The sequence below is a fragment of the Streptomyces sp. NPDC017246 genome, assembly GCF_044331325.1.
Classification (GTDB): Bacteria; Actinomycetota; Actinomycetes; order Streptomycetales; family Streptomycetaceae; genus Streptomyces.
Map to the genome: position 1 here is coordinate 125,962 of NZ_JBIRMW010000010.1, position 18,173 is coordinate 144,134.

9 protein-coding genes are annotated in these 18,173 nt (G+C 75.0%); 8 read left to right on the forward strand and 1 reads right to left on the reverse strand.

Features of this window, described 5'->3' with window-relative positions; all coding sequences use genetic code 11:
- Positions 1-17: 17 nt before the first annotated feature.
- The 6 genes from ACH4MY_RS23530 to argF all read left to right on the forward strand — a co-directional run bounded on the left by ACH4MY_RS23530 (position 18) and on the right by argF (position 13,964).
- Positions 18-3,605 carry a tubulin-like doman-containing protein gene (locus tag ACH4MY_RS23530; protein ID WP_398005689.1) on the forward strand — a complete coding sequence of 1,196 codons (3,588 nt, stop codon included), beginning with the start codon at positions 18-20 and terminating at the stop codon, positions 3,603-3,605.
- A complete protein-coding gene (locus tag ACH4MY_RS23535; protein ID WP_398005690.1) occupies positions 3,602-6,208 on the forward strand; it encodes a hypothetical protein in 2,607 nt (868 codons plus the stop codon). Before ACH4MY_RS23530 ends, ACH4MY_RS23535 begins: the two co-directional genes overlap by 4 nt.
- Entirely contained in the window at positions 6,205-8,580 is a 2,376-nt protein-coding gene (locus ACH4MY_RS23540) for a hypothetical protein (protein WP_398005691.1), read from the forward strand. The genes ACH4MY_RS23535 and ACH4MY_RS23540 overlap by 4 nt, the downstream gene beginning before the upstream one ends.
- Positions 8,577-11,396: a hypothetical protein gene (locus tag ACH4MY_RS23545; protein WP_398005692.1), complete on the forward strand. Its 2,820-nt coding sequence runs from the start codon at positions 8,577-8,579 to the stop codon at positions 11,394-11,396. Before ACH4MY_RS23540 ends, ACH4MY_RS23545 begins: the two co-directional genes overlap by 4 nt.
- Positions 11,397-11,536: 140 nt before the next feature.
- Positions 11,537-12,769, forward strand: a complete 1,233-nt coding sequence (locus tag ACH4MY_RS23550; protein WP_398005693.1) for an arginine deiminase — start codon at positions 11,537-11,539, stop codon at positions 12,767-12,769.
- 178 nt (positions 12,770-12,947) lie between these two features.
- Complete coding sequence (argF, locus tag ACH4MY_RS23555; RefSeq protein WP_398005694.1) at positions 12,948-13,964, forward strand: ornithine carbamoyltransferase; 1,017 nt, start codon at positions 12,948-12,950, stop codon at positions 13,962-13,964.
- Between the two features lie 177 nt (positions 13,965-14,141).
- Here the strand turns inward: argF and ACH4MY_RS23560 are convergent, their stop codons facing one another.
- Entirely contained in the window at positions 14,142-14,714 is a 573-nt protein-coding gene (locus ACH4MY_RS23560; protein WP_398005695.1) for an ATP-binding protein, read from the reverse strand.
- Positions 14,715-14,971: 257 nt separating this feature from the next.
- Between ACH4MY_RS23560 and ACH4MY_RS23565 the strand changes: the two genes are divergently transcribed.
- Both ACH4MY_RS23565 and ACH4MY_RS23570 read left to right on the forward strand, forming a co-directional pair.
- Complete coding sequence (locus ACH4MY_RS23565; RefSeq protein WP_398005696.1) at positions 14,972-15,799, forward strand: enoyl-CoA hydratase family protein; 828 nt, start codon at positions 14,972-14,974, stop codon at positions 15,797-15,799.
- Positions 15,784-18,105 (forward strand): bifunctional salicylyl-CoA 5-hydroxylase/oxidoreductase, encoded by a 2,322-nt coding sequence (locus ACH4MY_RS23570; protein ID WP_398005697.1) that lies wholly within the window; start codon positions 15,784-15,786, stop codon positions 18,103-18,105. The genes ACH4MY_RS23565 and ACH4MY_RS23570 overlap by 16 nt, the downstream gene beginning before the upstream one ends.
- Positions 18,106-18,173 lie beyond the last annotated feature (68 nt).

An 18,173-nucleotide genomic window follows, 5' to 3' on the forward strand; every position in this document is an offset into this window, starting at 1 on the left:
TCACCGAGGAGAACGACATGAAGATCTATCAGCCCATGCTCTTCGTCGGACTCGGCGGCACCGGCGGACGTATCGGCAGCGAACTCGAACGCAGCCTGCGCCGCGAGCTGTGCGGCCCCGACGGCACCGACCTGGTCGACGGCGGCCGCCGCCTGCCCTTCCAGCTGCCCGACTGCCTCCAGTTCGTCTACGCCGACTTCAGCGAGGCCGAGCTGCTCCAGCAGCCGCAGTTCAAGGCGAAGGGCGCCGAGGCCGCCGCCTTCGCCCGCACCTCCCGGATGGTCCGCGACCTGCTGCCCACCGACTTCGACTCCTCGTCCGAGGTGACGCGCATGCTGCGCACCTCCATCCCCGAGGAGACCGGGCTCTGGCTGCCGCCTAAGGCCCGCCAGCCCCGCGTCGCCCCGCTCAACAGCGGGGCGGGACAGCTGCCGACCGTCGGGCGCGCCGCGCTCTTCGCGACCCTGCGCTCCGGGCTCGAACCCGTCCTGCGTCAGCTCCGCGAGGCCATCGGGTCCATCGGCCAGGCGGCCGGCGACCTCCGGCGGGTCGGCGGCGGCCGGATCCGGGGCTGCGACGTGTTCGTCGCCTTCTCCGTGGCGGGCGGCACCGGGGCCGGCATCTTCTACGACTTCATCCATCTCATCGGGCACGAGTTCCGCAACGCCGGGGTGCCCGGGGTGAAGATCTACCCGCTCGTCGTGATGCCCTCCGCCTTCCCTCTGGAGGCCGGCGGCGGCCGCGAGGCCGAACTCAACGCCGCCCGCGCCCTCGTGGACCTCTCGCGGCTCGTCGACGACCAGAACGTGCCCGACGCGCTCGACCAGGTCGGCGACGTCGAGAACCGCGGCCGGCTCAGTGTCACGTACCCCGGTGAAGGCGTCGTGGCGCTGCGGCCCGCCACCATGCAGACGGCGTTCCTCTTCTCCAAGCCGTCCGTCATCGGCAGCGACGACCTGCGGCGTTCCATCGCCGCGATGGTGATGTCGCTGATCGGTACCGACCTCGGCGAGGACACCGGCTCGGCGACCCGTGCGGAGGACGACTACCAGTCCTTCGCCGCCAGCTTCATCAACAAGAGCGTGGAGCGCTCCACCCCGGCCCGCAGCGGCATCGGCTACCGCGGCATGTCCACCAGCCTCGCCGCCTCCCTCACCGTGCCCGTCGACGACCTCGCCGAGATCGTCGCCGCCCGGCTCCTCGCCCAGGCGGTCCGCGGCATGTCCGACCGGGCCCGGCGGCCCGACCGGGAGGGGCAGTCCCACGTCCGGGACCTGTTCACCCGCTCCGGCATCGGCCGGCTCTGGAGCCGGGACGCCCCGGACGTCCCCGCCCCCGAGCAACTGCCCCGGGGCAAGGGCAAGGTCATCCAGGAGCTGCGCAACCGGATCGGGGACATGGAGGAGGCCCTGCGCCGCCTCGACTCCGGTCTCGCCCGCGAGATCCCGCGGCTCACCGAGGACTTCAGGCCGGGCGCGGGGGTCCGTGAACTCCTGGGCTCCATGGACCCGTTCCAGGTCGAAGTCCTCCTGACGGGTCTGCCCGGCCACCCCGACCGGGTGGCCAGGGAGGGCTTCACCGGCATGCTCGACAACCGGCGCAACGAACCCGAACGGCCCGCGCACGTCCAGACCTCCGCCCCCGCGATCCCCCAGGTGAAGGGCACGGTGGGCGGGGTCGTCCCGGCCCGTTGGAACGACCCCGACGTCCAGGACGCGCTCGCCGCCCAGGAGGCCTGGTACCAGTGGCGGGCCAGGACCCTCTGGCACCGCGGCTGGCAGGCCGGCGAGGCCCAGTGGCGCCCCTCCCTGAACCGGGTCACCTCCGAGGTCACCGAACTCGCCAAGGTGCTCCGCTCCCACGAGCAGGACGAGGCCAAGTCCTTCGCCGACAGCCGTCGCGACCTCTACCGCGACGACCGCGCCGGTATCGCCTATCTGCTGCCCCCGCAGAACACCCTGCGCGCCTTCTACGACGACGTCGTCGACCGGCTCGCCCAGAGCGAGGGCCTGCGCGAGGCCGCCGACGCCGCGACCCTGCTCGGCCGGCTCATCGGTCCCGAGGACTGGCGACGGGCCCTGGACGCGGTCCGCCGCCCCGGCGGCGCGGCGGTGAAGGAGATCAAGCAGGTCCTCGAACGGCGGGTCAAACGGCTCTTCGGCGAGGCCAACGAGGACTACTTCGCCCGCCCCCTGCTGCCCTCCATGGAGCTGCTGCTCCGGGCCGCGTCGGGCGACGAGACCGCCGAGGCGAAGATCGACCGGCGCTGGCTCGAACAGTTCCGCGCCCGTCTCGCGGGGCTCATCCCGGTGGGCTTCGTCCCCGACGGCAGCGGCCCGCTGAAGATCCTCATCGTGCACCCGTCGAGCGAGGCCGACGGCCGGGCCCGCGAGTACCTGGAGCAGGAGCTCAACCTGCCCGCCCGGGTGACCCCCGAGAGCCGGGCCGGCGACACCGACTCCATCACCGTCGTCTTCTTCCGCAGCGGCATGAACCTCACCGACATCTCCGAGGTCCGCAACGTCCTCACCCTCTGGGCCGAGGCCCGCGACTCGGCCGGCGAGGACGACTTCCTGCACTGGCGCCAGCGCCTCGGCTACCAGGACGACTGGCTGGTCTCCACCGAGAGCGACCGGCAGCGCATCCTGCACCGGCTGCTCTGCGCCATGTGGAACGGGCACATCGACACCGAGGGCCCGGCCGGGTCGCCGCACGTCGTCCGCATCCGGCTCCAGGACGGCGAGTCCGCGACGATGGCGCTGCGCCTGGAGGCCTTCGACGGCTCGCTCTCCAGCTGGGTGGGGCTGCTGCGGGCGTACGAGCGCTGGGCGCTGCTCGACGAGGGACAGATCATCGAGCAGTTCTGCGAACGCCTGATGCAGGCCCTGCCCAAGGGGCTCGCGCAGGTACCGGCGCCCCCGTCACCGCTCTTCACCCACTTCGTGGAGGAGGTCGCCCCGCGGCAGCTGGGCCTGATCGACGAACTCGTCGCCGAATACGGAGAGTACGGAGAGTCGGACATCGAATGGCTCGCGCCGCTGCGCCACTTCTGGGAGGTCACCTTCCCGGGCGCGCTCGACATGCGCTTCCCCAGGGCGGCCCGCGCGACGAGGTCGTCCCTGCGGGCCCTGTACGAACGGCACGCACCGAAGCAGGGGGCGGGGCAGGGCCCGAGGCCGGGCCAGGGGCCGGGGCAGGGGCTCGGGCAGGCGCCGGGCCAGGGCTCCGGTGCGCGGAGGGGGTACGAGCCCACGGCGTACGAGAACGGCTCACGCCCGGTGTACGAGAACGGCGCCCGCCCCCCGTACGAGAGCGACGCCCGCCCCCCGTACGAGAGCGACGCCCGCCCCCCGTACGAGAACGGCGCCCGCCCCCCGTACGACAGCGACGCCCGCCGCGGGTCCGGCAGCGGGAACGCCACCGTGCCCGATCCCCGTACCGCCTACGGGCACGGGCAGACCCGCGGACCGGACCCCGCTCCGGCGCGGCCGCCGCAGCGGGACTCCGCCTTCGGGGACGACTGGGAGCTGGAGCCCGAGCCGGAGTTCGACACCTGGTTCGACGACGAGCCGCGCCCCCGCGACCGTGCGGGGGAGGCGGAATGAGCGTGCGCGTCCTGCCCGAACGGCCGCTGCCCGGCCACGCCGTCTGCCTCGACCTGCGGACGGCGGGGGCGTACGACCCCGACGCCGTCGTCCGGGCGGCCCTGGACGCCCCGCAGCCCGGCGGCGAGCGCCGCTTCCTCGTCCTCGACGAGGCCGACCGGCTCGTCGCCCACCAGCTGCTCTACGAGCGGCTGTCCTCCTACGGGCCCGCCCGCGTCGTCTGTGTGGCCGTCGGCGCCCGGGGCGAGCGGACCGTGAGCCGCACCCTGACCCTCCGGCCGCCCGCCGCCGGCGTCCTGTGGGTGTTCGACACGGTCGAGGACGGCGTCCCGGGCGAGGCCGTGCTGCGCCCGCTCGTCGACGTCCTGTCCACCCCCGAGGTCTTCGACGCCGTCCTGCGCGCGCTCGGCGAGGTGGTGCACGGGGTCGCCGTACCCGCCGTGCGCGTCCTGGAGCACGACCTCACCGACGAGGCGCGGGCGCGGGCCTGGCGGCAGGCGGTGGAGGGGCTCACCGGTCCGGACGTCCCGGCCGGCGCCGTCTCCGCCGAGCAGGCGCCGGGCGCGCTCGCGCTCCTCCTCGACGAGGGTGTTCCCCGATCGCTCTCGGAGCACCGCTGGCTGCCGCCGCAGGGCCGCGCCGGAGTCCGGATCACCGCCTGCGACGAGGCCGTCGGGGACGCCGTCGACGGCTATCACCGGGTGCGGGGCGCGGCGGGACTCCTCACCGGGGCCGGCCGCGCCGTCGACCTGCCGGGGGACATCGAGCGGGTGACGGCCGAGCTGGACCGGGTCCGTACCGCCGTCGCGGACGCGTTCGCCGCCGCGGGCGGCAGCCGGCTCACCGCCGAACACCGGGGGGTGCTCAGGGACCGGGGGATCGAACTGCCGGAGATGCCCCGGGAGATCTCGCGGGCCGGGATCGTCCCGGCGCTGCGCGACCACACGCACGAGCTGATCGGCAAGGGCCTCCCGCTGCGCTCGGTGGCGGCCCGGCTCTCCGCGCTCTCCGCGCGCACCGCACCCGTGGGCAGCGCCGCCCGGCTCGCCCGGCTCGACGCGATCTGCGGGCCGGAGCGGCTGCGCAGGCTCGGCGGCCGGTACCCCTTCACGGCCGGTGGCTCGCGCCCCGGGGCCTTCGCCCTGACCGGGGTCCTGGCCCTGCTCGCCGGGGTCTGGCCGGTCCTCGGCTGGGTCCTCGGCCCGGCCGTCGGAGTGCTGGCCGCCGGACTCGCCCGGCTGATGCTGCGGCGCAGGCCCAACCGCTCGCCGGACGGACGGATCGACGGCGGCGGCTCCACGGGTGCGGCGCCCCGGCTCCTCGGGGGTGTGCTCGGCGGTCTCGTCGGGGCGGGCCTCGGCCAGTTCCTCGGTCTTCCGCCGTGGGCGGGGGCCGTGGCGCTCACCGTGTCCCTGGTGGCCGTCCTCCTCCTCGCGCTGCGCGACTGGAGCCTGGCCGTGGACGACTGGTGGGCGCGGGCCGACCCGGAGGAGGCCTGGCGGATCCTGCGGGAGGTCCAGAGCCTCGTCGTCACGACCGCCGTGCACGACTGGCTGTTCGCCGAGGTGCGGCACCACTGCTCGGCGGGCGCGGGCGCGGTGGCGCGGCTGCTCCGCGGTCTCGCGGAGACGGCCGACGCGCACGGCCGGCCGTACGAGGAGGGCCGGTCGTACGAGCAGGGGCAGCCGTACGAGGACGCGGCCGGGACGCGGGGGAGCGGGGCCCGGACGGGGTCCCGCGCGGAACCGCCGGGCCCGGAGAGCGGCAACGCCTCCTGGAACTGGGAGGAGTGGGACCCGGTGGAGGACGACGTCTGGTCCGACATGGACGAGGAGCCGGCGGTACGCGCCTCCGGTCCGCCGCCCGCGTCCCCGTACGCGTCCGGCCCGTCCGACCGGGAGCCCGCCTCCCCGGTCGGCGGGCCGCCGCCCGGACCCGGACCCGGACCCGGACCCGGACCCGGACCCGGACCCGGACCCGTACCCGCGCCCGCGTGGCTGGAGCGGCGGTACGGGGACGGCGGCCCCCTCCTCGTCGACACGCTCGTCGGGGACCTGGTCGCCGGTACCCTCCTGATCCTCGACGGGTGCTGGGCGGGCGTCGAACGGGACCCCGGCGCCATGGCGTCCGCGGTCCACGAGCAGCGGATCGCAGAGCTGCTCGTCGACACCCGACTGCGTCTGGAGCGCGACGTGGCGGCCTCGCCGCCGCCCCGCCACGAAGGCCTCCGCGACCCGGACGCGCTCTCCGCGCTCTCCTCCTTCACCGACCGCTCCGACCGGCCCGACGCCGCCCGGCTCACCGGGGTCGCCCCGGACGCGGTGGCCCGGCTGCTGCTCGCCGAGGACGACCCCGGCCGCACGGTCGCGCTCTGCGGCCCCGAGCATCTGCGGCTGCTCTCCCACGACCCGCTCGCCGCCCGGAAGGTCCGGTTCGTGCCCGAGGCGATGCGGCGCGGGGCCGCCGGGGACGACGTCTGGCGGGGCACCGCCGAGGACGTCGTCTGGACCGGCGCGGGACGCCACGCCGGAATCCTGCGTCTCGTACCCCTGCGCGCGGACGTCGTGCACACCGTCCGCGCCGAGGAGGCGGGAGAAGCGTGACCGACCCGAACCATCCGACCGACCCGAACGGCCCGAACCGGCCGGAGTACGAGGACTACGCGGACGAGCCCGATCAGCGGAGCGGTCCGGACGCCTCGTACCACCCGGACGACGCCGACCCCGGCCCCGGCCCTGGGCCCGGCCCCGATCCCGGCCCCGGCCGCCGGAGCCGTCCGGCCGACCCGAACCCGCCGATCGGCCCCGACCACCCGGACCACCTCAGCGAGTCGAGCCCGCCGCCCCACCCGTACTACCAGGAGCTGGAGTTCCTCACCCCGCAGGAGGAGCACGCCCGCTTCGTCGTGCGGTACGGCGAGGACCACAGGCCCCCCGACCGCCCCGGCTTCCTCGCGCGCCGGGCGCTCCTCGGGACCGGGTCGGCGCCGGTCCTCCAGTACCGGCTGACCTCGTCCGCGCACGGCGACCCCCAGGCGTACGGGTTCCTGGAGCGCGAGGTGGCGGCCTCCGTCGCCCTCGAACGGCGCTACGGCACGGCGAAGTTCGGCGCCGTCCTCACCCGGATCGTCGGCTTCGACCTGACCGCCGCCGAACCCTTCGTCCTCTACCGCCCGCCGAGCGGGCGCCCCCTCTCCGACTGGACGGGGCGCCTGGGCGCCGAGGCCCAGGAACGGATCACCGGCCAACTGGCCATGGCCGTACGCCTCCTGGGCGACCTCGACCTCGTCCACCGGACCATCACCCCCGACACCGTGCGATGGGACGGCGCCAGGGTGCGGCTCCGTGAGCCGTACGCGGCGCTCCGCACCGGGGAGACGCGCGAGCCCTTCGGCGCCGCCCCCTGGGCCTCGCCCGAACAGCGCGCGGGACTCGGCGCCGCCGACCCGCGCGACGACCTGTGGTCCGTCGCGGCCCTCGCCTACTACCTGCTCTCCGGGCGCCCCGACCGGGGTGACGGCCCCCCGGCGGATCTCGCCGACTACCGCCGCCTCGCCGCCCTGCAGCACAGCGGCCTCTTCTCGCCGAACGCGTCCGAACGACCGCACCCGGCCGAGCTGCTGAGACTCCTCCATGTGCCCGACCCGCTCGCCACCGGCGCGGTCGACCCGCTCGCCAGGGGGCGCGCCGAGTACGACCTCCAGATCGCGCGGAAGAAGGGGCTGACCGGGGGAGCCCGGCCGGGGACGGAGCCGGCCGGGGAGGCCCCGAAGGCCCCCGCCCGGGACCCCCGCCCCCCGCGTGGCTCCCTGATCGGGCGGATCTTCGGCGGCGGCGACGGGTCCCCCCGTCCCCCCGTGCCCGCCGCCCCCGCCGAGCCCCTGCCCGCACCCCCTGCGCGGAGCCGGATGTGCCCGCACTGCCTGCTCCCCGTCGAGTACGACGAACGGCTGCTCGTCACCATCGACACCAAGGGCAACCGCATCCCGCTGGACCTCGGCGTCGAACCCTCGCCCGGCCACCGGGCGGACGCCCTGCGCAAGGCGTACCACCTCTGCCCGCACACCAGGGACGGCGGCGAGGGACACGAACTCCCCGTGCCCTACCTCGTCAACGGCGAACCGCTCTCCATCGCCCTCGTCGGCAGCTCCTCCGTCGGAAAGACCCACCTCCTCGCCGCGATGCTCGGCGAGGTCGAGCTCGGCGGCCTCGAACCGTACGGACTCAAATGCCTCCCGCTCAACCCCGAGGCGCACCGCACCTATCTGCGCGAACGCGTCCAGAGCCTCCAGCAGGGGCGGCAGCTGGCCCGAACCGGCCAGCAGACCTTCGCGCGGTTCGCCGACGGACTGCTCGTCTCGGCGGCCGGCGCCACCCCCCGGCCGGTGGTCTTCTTCGACCTCGCGGGCGAGGACCTCGCCGAGGACAGCGAGGTCGGCCGCTTCCTCATGGGCGTCGACGCGTTCATCTTCGTCCTCGACCCGCTGCGCGCGCTCCGGCTCCCCGCCCTCGACCCGGTACGGGAACAGAGCGGACTGCGGCGGCGCGAGCTCGGCGACGAGGCCTTCGCCACCGTGCTCAACCGCATCCCCCGGCAGCGCGGCGGCCTCGTCGCCGCACCCGCCGCGCTCGCCGTCAACAAGAGCGACCTGGTGCGCTTCGAACCGGTCGTCGACCGCTGGCTCGGCCGGGCCCTGCCCGGCCGCCACGACCCGGCCGCGCTCCGGACCGAGAGCCGGGACGCGTACGCCTTCCTCGCCCACCACGCCAGCGCCGCCTGGCTCAAGCCCTTCGACGACTGCGCCGACTGCACCCTGCACTTCGTCGCCGCGACCGGCGGACAGGCGCGCGGCGACCGATTTCCGCACGGGGCCCGGCCGCGCCGGGTCCTCGCGCCACTGCTGTCGCTCTTCGCCATGTGCGGGCTGCTGCCCGGGGCGGAACCCGCGGGACCCAGGGAAGGGATCGTCCGATGACACGGTCGGAGAACGAGGTCGACCAGATCGTCTTCCGCTGGGACAGCGAGAACCTCACCGGCAGCACCGGCTTCGGGCCGGTCGCCTGGTCCGGGCCCCGCGACGAGGCGGAGAACCTCTTCCGGATCTCGGGGCCCGTGCTGCGCGCCAGCGGAGAGGAGACCCGGCCCGCCCTCATCAGGCTCCAGCGGCGCGCGGACGTGATGCTCATCCGGCGCCTGCCGTTCAGGGACGCCGTCGGCAGGACCTCCGTGCTCTGCCACGCCCTCGTCGGCTCACCCGGCCTCCTCGAACCCGCCACCTGTCTCGGGCTCCACGCCTGGAACTGGGAGGGCGCGGACGTGGACGCCGAGCGGGTCCGCGGGCCGCTGCCGGTGATCCCGGAGGAGGTCCTCGTCCCCGCGACCGGGCGGGGACAGGCGGACCTCGACGCCGGCCTCGCGTACGCGGCCGAGGAACTCGTCGGAACCGTCGCGGAGTTGCTGCGCCACTCCGACGAACGCTTCACCGTCCTGGACGAACGCGGCGACACCGCCTGCCCCGTGCTCTGGGGGCTGCACAGCATGTTCGGCGCGCTCACCGGCCGGTGGGCCTTCGCCACCCACGACACCGTCGAACTCCCCGCGCTCCGCTTCGTGTTCGTCGGCCGCTGGTCGGGCGCGGCGAGCCGGAACATCGAGCGCCGCCGTGTCGACCCGCGCGAGCGGACCGGCGACCGGGCGGAGATCGTCGCTGCCCGGCTCGTCCGCCACCACCTGCGGGGGGTCGAGGAGGGGGAGGGCGGCGAGTACACGGTCGGCAGCGCCCTCCACGCGGCCTCCTCCGCGCTCGCGGCCCGCCGCGCCACGCTCCTGGAGACCGCGGCCCAGGCCCTGGAGAACCTCGACCGGCGCGCCGGCGGCCCGAGGACCGGGTACGCGGCCGGCGCGGGGCATCCGTCCGGCCCCGGCACCGGGCACGGGCCTGCCCGGAGTACCGGGCACGTGTCCGGAACCGGGTATGCCTCCGGCCCCGGGGGCGGGACCGCCTCGTGGCCCCCGGTCTCCGAACCCCCTCGGCCGGCCGGCCCGGCCCCGGAGGGCGCGCGCCCCCCGCTGCCCCGGCAGCCCGCCGCCCCGCCGGAGACCCCGCCCGCCCCGCCGCGGAAGACACCGGGACGGCTCTGGCCGTGGGGCTCGGGGGGCCGGACCTCCGAGGACGCCCCGCCGCCGGAGAGCGGGAGCGCCGCGGTACCTCCCGGGGCGCGGGGCGGCTCGCCCGGGGCGGACGAGGCACCGGAGGGGCGTTCCGGGCCCGCCGCGGGGGAGCCCCGAGAGGGCGACCACCGCCCGGGCCCGTCGGAACGCCCGGACCTGTGGTTCCGCCAGGACCAGCCGGGAGAGGACGGCCGGCACCGCCCGACGACACCGGACCACCGGTCCGGGGCGACGGCCCCTGACGTTCCGACTCCCCGGCCCGAGCCGTACGAGTCCGAGCTGTCGGCTCCTCGGTCCGAGTCGTACGGGTCCGAATCCTCGGCTTCTCCGTCCGAGTCGTACGAGTCCTCGGCCCCTCGGCCCGACGTCGCCCCGTTGCCGACGCCCGTCGCCGAGGACCGGCGGGCCGATCCGTACCGGCGCGGCCCGGCGGACGCGGAGACCCGCCAGGAGATCCAGGGCGCGCAGGCCGACCCGTACCGTCGCGGCCCGGCGGACGCGGAGACCCGCCAGGACCTCCGGGGTGCGCCGGCCCGGCGCGACCCGGTGGATCCGGAGGCCCGGGCCGAACCCCCGGAGCCGCGGAACGACCCGTCCCGCCGCGCCCAGGCCGACACGCAGGCCCGCCCCGATCTCCAGGACCCGTCGGCTGCCCCGTACCGGAACCGCCCAGAGGATCCTCCTCCCCGCCCCGACCTCTCGAAGCCCGAGTCCGCCGACCGGTCCGTGTCCCCGGGGAGGGACGACCCGTCGAGCGGGCCCGCCGCACCCGCCTCCGAGGGGCCGGGCGGCCGGGGCGCGCAGGGGGCGGCGCCGAACCCGCGGCCGTCCCCGGGGCCGGCCGCCGACTCGTACCCCCGGCCCGTCCTCCCGGCGGCCGTGCCCGCGTGGACCGGGCCCGGTGGGGCCGGCGGGCGGCCCTGGACCAGGCTGCGGGGACGCGGCCGGGAGCGGGAGGCCGAGACCGGCCTGGTGCACAAGCTGCCGACCATCCGCACCGTGGAGGAGGCCCTCGGGCTCGTCGAACGGGCCGGCAGCCGCGAGCTGCTCGACGCACTGCGCCGCCCGCAGGCGTACCTCGTCCTCACCCTCCTCCTCCGCGAGACCGCCCGGCGTCTGCCGTCCTGGGAGCACCCCCTGCGCCGGGAGCTGTGCGAGGTGGCCCTCGGCCGGGAACTCTGGGCCGTCGCACCGCCGGGCGGCGAGGCCGGCCCCTCCGAACCGCCGGAGGAGCAGCGCGCCGCCAACGCCGCCGAGCTCCACCGCTGGGCCGTCCGCCCGCTCCTCGGCGGCGGCGACGCCCCGGTCGGTACGGTCGCCGAGCTCCTCTCCCGGCTGCGGACCAGCCCGGCGCCGTCCGCCCGTGAGACGTTCTGGCTGATCGTCGACGGGGAGCGCCCGGGGCTGCCGGAGGCGGTCTGGTCCAGCCTTCTCAGGGAGGCGTACGGCATTCCCCGTACGGCGCCCCGCCCGGGGGTGCCGGCCTCCGGCGTGGCCGTCCACCCGGACGACCCCGGCAACGGCTACACCCGCCGCTTCCTGCGCCGCGCCGGAATACTGCTCGGCGGTCTGGTGGTGGCGATCATCCTGCTGGTGGCCGTGGGGGAGTGGTTCGGCTGACCGTGCCCCTCGACACCGGCCCGGCACCCTCCGAGGCTCCCGGGGCCCGCCCGGTGCGCCCCGGCGAGCTCCCGACACCCTCCGGCCCGGCCTGCTCCGAAAGGCAGGCCGCGGCCGCTCCGCTCCGTCAGGATGGGCGCATGGGATTCCACGTCGATTCCGAGACCGGGCGGCTGCGCCGCGTCATCCTGCACCGGCCCGATCTGGAGCTGAAGCGGCTCACCCCCACCAACAAGGACGCCCTGCTCTTCGACGACGTGCTCTGGGTGCGGCGGGCCCGGCAGGAGCACGACGGCTTCGCGGACGTGCTGCGGGACCGGGGCGTGGAGGTGCATCTCTTCGGGGACCTGCTGAGCGAGTCCCTCGAGGTGCCGACCGCCCGCGCGCTGGTGCTCGACCGGGTCTTCGACGAGAAGGAGTACGGGCCGCTCGCCACCGACCATCTCCGGGCCGCGTTCGACTCGCTGGACGCCCCCGCGCTGGCCGAGGTGCTCGTCGGCGGGATGACGAAGCGGGAGTTCCTGGCGGCGCACCGCGAGCCGACCTCGGTCCGCTTCCACGCCATGGACCTGGACGACTTCCTCCTCGGGCCGCTGCCGAACCATCTCTTCACCCGGGACACCTCGGCCTGGATCTACGACGGCGTCTCGATCAACGCGATGCGCTGGCCGGCCCGGCAGCGCGAGACCGTCCACTTCGAGGCGATCTACAAGCACCATCCCCTCTTCACCGGGGCGGAGGCCGGGTCGTTCCACCACTGGTCGGAGGGGCAGACCGACTACCCGTCGACGATCGAGGGCGGGGACGTCCTGGTCATCGGCAACGGCGCCGTGCTCATCGGGATGAGCGAGCGGACGACGCCGCAGGCGGTGGAGATGCTGGCCCGGGGCATGTTCGCGGCCGGTTCGGCGCGCACGATCGTCGCGCTGGACATGCCGAAGCGGCGCGCGTTCATGCACCTCGACACGGTGATGACGATGGTCGACCAGGACACGTTCACCCAGTACGCGGGGCTCGGGATGCTGCGCTCGTACACGATCGAACCGGGGGACGCCGGGCAGCCGCTGCGGGTGACCGACCATCCGCCGGAGCAGATGCACAGTGCCATCGCCGCGGCGCTCGGGCTTCCGGAGATCCGGGTCCTGACGGCGACCCAGGACGTGCACGCGGCGGAGCGCGAGCAGTGGGACGACGGGTGCAACGTGCTCGCCGTGGAGCCGGGGGTGGTGGTCGCGTACGAGCGGAACGTCACCACGAACACGCATCTGCGGAAGCAGGGCATCGAGGTGATCGAGATCCCGGGCAGTGAGCTGGGCAGGGGGAGGGGCGGCCCGCGCTGTATGAGCTGCCCGGTGGAGCGCGACGCGTCCTGACCGGGACGTCTCCTCGGCGGGAGGGGGGACACGACGCGTCCTGAGGGGCTCGGGAGGCGGGGCCGTGGGCCGTGCCGGGGCCCCGCATGGAGGGGGCTGTATATAAATGCCGGGCTGCGTATACACTTCCAGGGTCCCCGATCGCCGTCCCCCGACCGTACCCACAGGAGCGCGTCCCATGGCCACAGACCTCATCGGCCGCCACTTCCTCAAGGAGCTGGACTTCACCGCCGAGGAGTTCCGCGGCCTGGTCGCGCTCGCCGCCGAACTCAAGGCCGCCAAGAAGGCGGGCGCCGAGGTCCAGCGGCTGCGCGGCAGGAACATCGCCCTGATCTTCGAGAAGACCTCGACCCGCACCCGCTGCGCCTTCGAGGTCGCCGCCGCCGACCAGGGCGCCTCCACCACCTACCTGGACCCCTCCGGCTCCCAGATGGGCCACAAGGAGTCGGTCAAGGACACCGCGCGCGTCCTCGGCCGGATGTTCGACGGCATCGAGTACCGGGGTGACGGGCAGGCCGTGGTCGAGGAGCTCGCCGCCTTCGCCGGAGTCCCCGTCTTCAACGGACTCACCGACGACTGGCACCCCACCCAGATGCTCGCCGACGTGCTCACCATGACCGAGCACACGGACAAGCCGCTGGACGCGATCACCTTCGCCTACCTCGGTGACGCCCGCTTCAACATGGGCAACTCCTACCTGGTCACCGGCGCCCTGCTCGGCATGGACGTACGGATCGTCGCCCCGAAGGCGTACTGGCCGGCCGAGGGTGTCGTCGCCGCGGCCCGCGAGCTCGCCGAGGCCGGCGGCGCCACCGTCACCCTCACCGAGGACGTGGCGGAGGGGGTCCGGGGCGCCGACTTCGTGGCCACCGACGTGTGGGTCTCCATGGGGGAGCCCAAGGAGGTCTGGGACGAGCGGATCGCCGCCCTCGCCCCGTACTCGGTGACCATGGACGTGCTGCGCGCCACCGGGAACCCGGACGTCAAGTTCCTGCACTGCCTGCCGGCCTTCCACGACCTGGGTACGGCCGTCGGTCAGGACATCCACGCCCGGCACGGTCTGACCGAGCTGGAGGTCTCCGACGAGGTCTTCGAGTCGGCGCACTCGGTCGTCTTCGACGAGGCGGAGAACCGGATGCACACGATCAAGGCGGTCCTGGTCGCGACGATGGCGGGCCCGTCGGCGACGGCCTAGTCTCGACGCCCTCTTGGGCGACGCGCGGGGTGCGGCGTACGGCCGCATGTCGATGGGGGTTCGGACGCAGGCGTCCGGACCCCTTTACGCGTGCGGCATCCTTACGCGCGGCATCTCTGCGCGTGCGTCGTCTTCGCGCGTATGTCTTCGGGCATGGCCGCGTTCGCCTCGCCCCGGTCACGGCAGTGGACGGCGCTGGGCCGGTATCCCCGGGAGGGTGAACCAGACCGCCTTGCCGCGCGCGGTGGGGCGGTGGCCGCAGTCGCTGCTGAGGGCCCGGATGAGGAGCAGGCCGCGGCCGTGCTCCTGCCAGGGGTCGACCTCGGTGCCGGGGGCGGGGCCGTCGAGCTCGCCGGGGCGGGCGGGCCGGGGGTCGTGGACCTCGATCTGACAGCCGCCGGGCGCGGAGAACAGCTCGATGACCAGCACGATGGGGCCCTGGCCCGCGGTGTGCTCGACGGCATTGGCCACGAGCTCCGCGGTGAGCAGCTCCGCCGTGTCGCTGTCGGGCCGGCCGACGGCCTCGGGGTCGAGGTCGGTGAGCGCGGTGCGGATCAGGGCGCGGGCGATCGGTACGGCGGCGGTCGTGTGGGGAAGCCGGATGCGCCAGGCGGTGGCGGGTCCGGCGGAGGCCGGAAAGGCGGGGGGTCCGTCGGGTCGGGCGGAGGCCGGGAGGGTGGGGGGTCCGTTCGGTCCGGCGGTTCCGTCGGCTGTGGGTCCGCCGGCTGTGGGTCCGGTCGCTTCGGGCATGGGGCGGGCTCCCTTCACCGAGTGGGGGCGGGTGGGCGAGTGGGGTGGAGCATCCCGAGACGTCCTGGTTTCAACCTTACGAGGTGCAATTTATTTCTCCAGAGGCGCCCCTCCCCGGTCGGTAGGGACCTCGGTCACGTGGTGCCGGGACCTGCCGGGACCTTGGGCGGCCCTTCCCGTTCCTCCTCTATCGCGTACTCGTGACGACAGTCACAGTAGAGTGATACCCTCCTGACGGAGGAAGGAGGCCGTTCCGAATGAGCCCCTTTACCGGCTCCACGCCCCGCACGGCACGCTGGCAGCACCTGCGCCTGGAGATCGACCGCGGCGTCGCCACCGTCACCCTGGCCCGCCCCGCCAAACTCAACGCCCTCACCTTCGGCGCCTACGCCGACCTGCGCGATCTCCTTGCCGAGCTCTCCCGCGAGCGGGCCGTCCGCGCCCTCGTCCTCGACGGCGAAGGCCGGGGCTTCTGCTCCGGCGGCGACGTCGACGAGATCATCGGCGCCACCCTCTCCCTCGACACCGCCCAGCTCCTCGACTTCAACCGGATGACCGGCCAGGTCGTCCGGGCCCTCCGCGAGTGCCCCTTCCCGGTCGTCGCCGCCCTCCACGGGGTCGCCGCGGGCGCCGGGGCCGTCCTCGCGCTCGCCGCCGACTTCCGGATCGCCGACCCCACCACCCGCTTCGCCTTCCTCTTCACCCGGGTCGGCCTCTCCGGCGGCGACATGGGCGCGGCCTATCTGCTGCCCCGGGTCGTCGGACTCGGCCACGCCACCCGCCTCCTCATGCTGGGCGAACCCGTCCACGCCGCCGAGGCCGAACGCATCGGCCTGCTCTCCGAGCTCACCGAGGAGGGCCTGGCGGGGGAGCGGGCCGCCGAGCTCGCCCGCCGCCTCGCCGACGGCCCCGCGCTCGCCCTCGCCCAGACGAAGGCCCTGCTCACCGCCGAACTCGACATGCCGCTCGCCGCCTCGATCGAGATGGACGCGGCCACCCAGGCCCTCCTGATGAACGGCGCGGACTACGCCGAGTTCCACGCCGCCTTCACGGAGAAGCGGCCCCCGAAATGGCGGGGGTGCTGACGGTGCCCGGCACCGGCCGAGGCCCCGCCGCCGGTCCCACCCCGTCCCGTATCGCCGTGGTCGGGGGCGGCCCCGGCGGTCTCTACGCCGCCGCCCTGCTCAAACGGCTCGACCCCCGCCGCGAGGTCACCGTCTGGGAGCGGAACGCGCCCTCCGACACCTTCGGCTTCGGCGTCGTCCTCTCCGACGAGACCCTCGGCGGCATCCGGGACGCCGACCCCGTCGTGTACGAGGCACTCCGCCGCGACCTCGTCCGCTGGGACGACATCGACGTGGTCCACCGCGGCCACCGCACCACCTCCACCGGCCACGGCTTCGCCGCCCTCGGCCGCCGCCGGCTCCTGGAGATCCTGCACGCCCGCTGCACCGACCTGGGCGTACGGCTCCGCTTCCGCACCGAGGCCCCGCCCCCCGACGTCCTCGCCGCCGCTCACGACCTGGTCGTCGCCGCCGACGGCGTCCACAGCCGCACCCGCGAGGCCCACGCCGCGCACTTCCGCCCCCGGATCACCACCCACCGCTGCCGCTACATCTGGCTCGCCGCCGACTTCGCCTTCGACGCCTTCCGCTTCGAGACCGCCGAGACGGAGTACGGCGTGATGCAGCTGCACGCCTACCCCTACGAGGCCGACGCCTCCACCGCCATCGTCGAGATGCGCGAGGAGGTCTGGCGGGCCGCAGGGTTCGCCGAGCTCGACGAGGCCGAGTCCACCGCCCGCTGCGCCAAGATCTTCGCGGAGGCGCTCGGCGGCCGGGAGCTCCGCTCCCACCGCTCCGCCTGGACCGCCTTCCGCACCGTCGTCAACGCGCACTGGTCGTACGGCAACACCGTGCTCATCGGCGACGCCGCCCACACCGCGCACTTCTCCATCGGCTCCGGCACCAAACTGGCCGTCGAGGACGCCCTGGCCCTCGCGAACAGCCTCGAAGGGAGCGAGGCCGCCACCGGCGGGCACCGCACCCTCCCGGAGGCCCTCGCCGCGTACGAGGCCGAGCGCCGCCCCGTCGTCGAGTCCACCCAGCGCGCGGCCCTCGCGAGCCTCCGCTGGTTCGAGGAGCTCGCCGGCCATGCCGACCGGCCGCCCCGCCGGTTCGCCTTCGACCTGCTCACCCGCAGCCGCCGCGTCACCCACGCCAATCTGCGCCTCCGCGACCCGGCCTTCACCGCCACCGTCGAACGCGACTTCGGCTGCCCGCCCGGCACCCCGCCCATGTTCACCCCCTTCCGGCTCCGCGGACTGACCCTGCGCAACCGGGTCGTCGTCTCCCCCATGGACATGTACGTCGCCGAGGACGGCGTCCCCGGCGACTTCCACCTCGTCCACCTGGGGGCCAGGGCGCTCGGCGGCGCCGGACTCGTCATGACCGAGATGGTCTGCGTGAGCCCCGCCGGCCGGATCACCCCCGGCTGCACCGGCCTGTGGACCGACGAACAGGCCGCCGCCTGGTCCCGGATCACCGCCTTCGCGCACGCGCAGGCGCCCGGCACCGCGCTGGGCGTGCAACTCGGCCACTCCGGCCGCAAGGGCTCCACCCGTCGGATGTGGGAGGGCATCGACCAGCCCCTGCCCGAGGGCAACTGGCCGCTCGTCGCAGCCTCGCCCCTGCCGTACCGGCCCGGCGTCAACCAGACGCCCGAGGCCCTCGACCGCGCCGGACTCACCGCCGTACGCGAGGAGTTCACGGCCGCCGCCCGGCGCGCCGCCCGCTCCGGCTTCGACCTCCTCGAACTGCACTGCGCCCACGGCTATCTGCTCTCCGGCTTCCTCTCCCCGCTCACCAACCACCGCACCGACGCGTACGGGGGAGACCTCGACGGCAGGCTGCGCTTCCCGCTCGAAGTCTTCGACGCGGTACGGGAGGTGTGGCCCGAGGGGCGCCCCATGACCGTCCGGGTCTCGGCCACCGACTGGGCCGAGGGCGGAACGAGCGAGGAGGAGGCCGTCGCGATCGCGCGCGCCTTCGCGGACCACGGCGCCGACGCGATCGACGTCTCCACCGGTCAGGTCGTCTCCGACGAGACCCCCGCCTACGGCCGCTCGTACCAGACCCCGTACGCCGACCGGATCCGCAACGAGACCGGCGTCCCCGTGATCGCCGTCGGCGCGATCTCCTCGTGGGACGACGTCAACTCGCTGCTCCTGGCGGGCCGCGCCGACCTGTGCGCGCTGGCCCGCCCGCACCTCTACGACCCGCACTGGACCCTGCACGCGGCGGCCGAACAGGGCTACGAGGGCCCCGCCGCACCCTGGCCGGCCCCGTACCGCGCGGGCAGCCGCCCGCCCCCGACCGGCCGCCGCGGCTGAGGGCTGCCGTGAGTCCGTGGACGCTCGCGTATGCGGGTGCGACGCGGGACCATGGTCCGCGCACCGCT

Bases quoted from the DNA above. Each gene is read 5' to 3' on its own strand.
- ACH4MY_RS23535 (WP_398005690.1), top strand. From the start codon at position 3,602: ATGAGCGTGCGCGTCCTGCCCGAACGGCCGCTGCCCGGCCACGCCGTC.
- ACH4MY_RS23570 (WP_398005697.1), top strand. From the start codon at position 15,784: ATGGCGGGGGTGCTGACGGTGCCCGGCACCGGCCGAGGCCCCGCCGCC.
- ACH4MY_RS23550 (WP_398005693.1), top strand. From the start codon at position 11,537: ATGGGATTCCACGTCGATTCCGAGACCGGGCGGCTGCGCCGCGTCATC.
- argF (WP_398005694.1), top strand. From the start codon at position 12,948: ATGGCCACAGACCTCATCGGCCGCCACTTCCTCAAGGAGCTGGACTTC.
- ACH4MY_RS23565 (WP_398005696.1), top strand. From the start codon at position 14,972: ATGAGCCCCTTTACCGGCTCCACGCCCCGCACGGCACGCTGGCAGCAC.
- ACH4MY_RS23545 (WP_398005692.1), top strand. From the start codon at position 8,577: ATGACACGGTCGGAGAACGAGGTCGACCAGATCGTCTTCCGCTGGGAC.
- ACH4MY_RS23560 (WP_398005695.1), bottom strand. From the start codon at position 14,714: ATGCCCGAAGCGACCGGACCCACAGCCGGCGGACCCACAGCCGACGGA.
- ACH4MY_RS23530 (WP_398005689.1), top strand. From the start codon at position 18: ATGAAGATCTATCAGCCCATGCTCTTCGTCGGACTCGGCGGCACCGGC.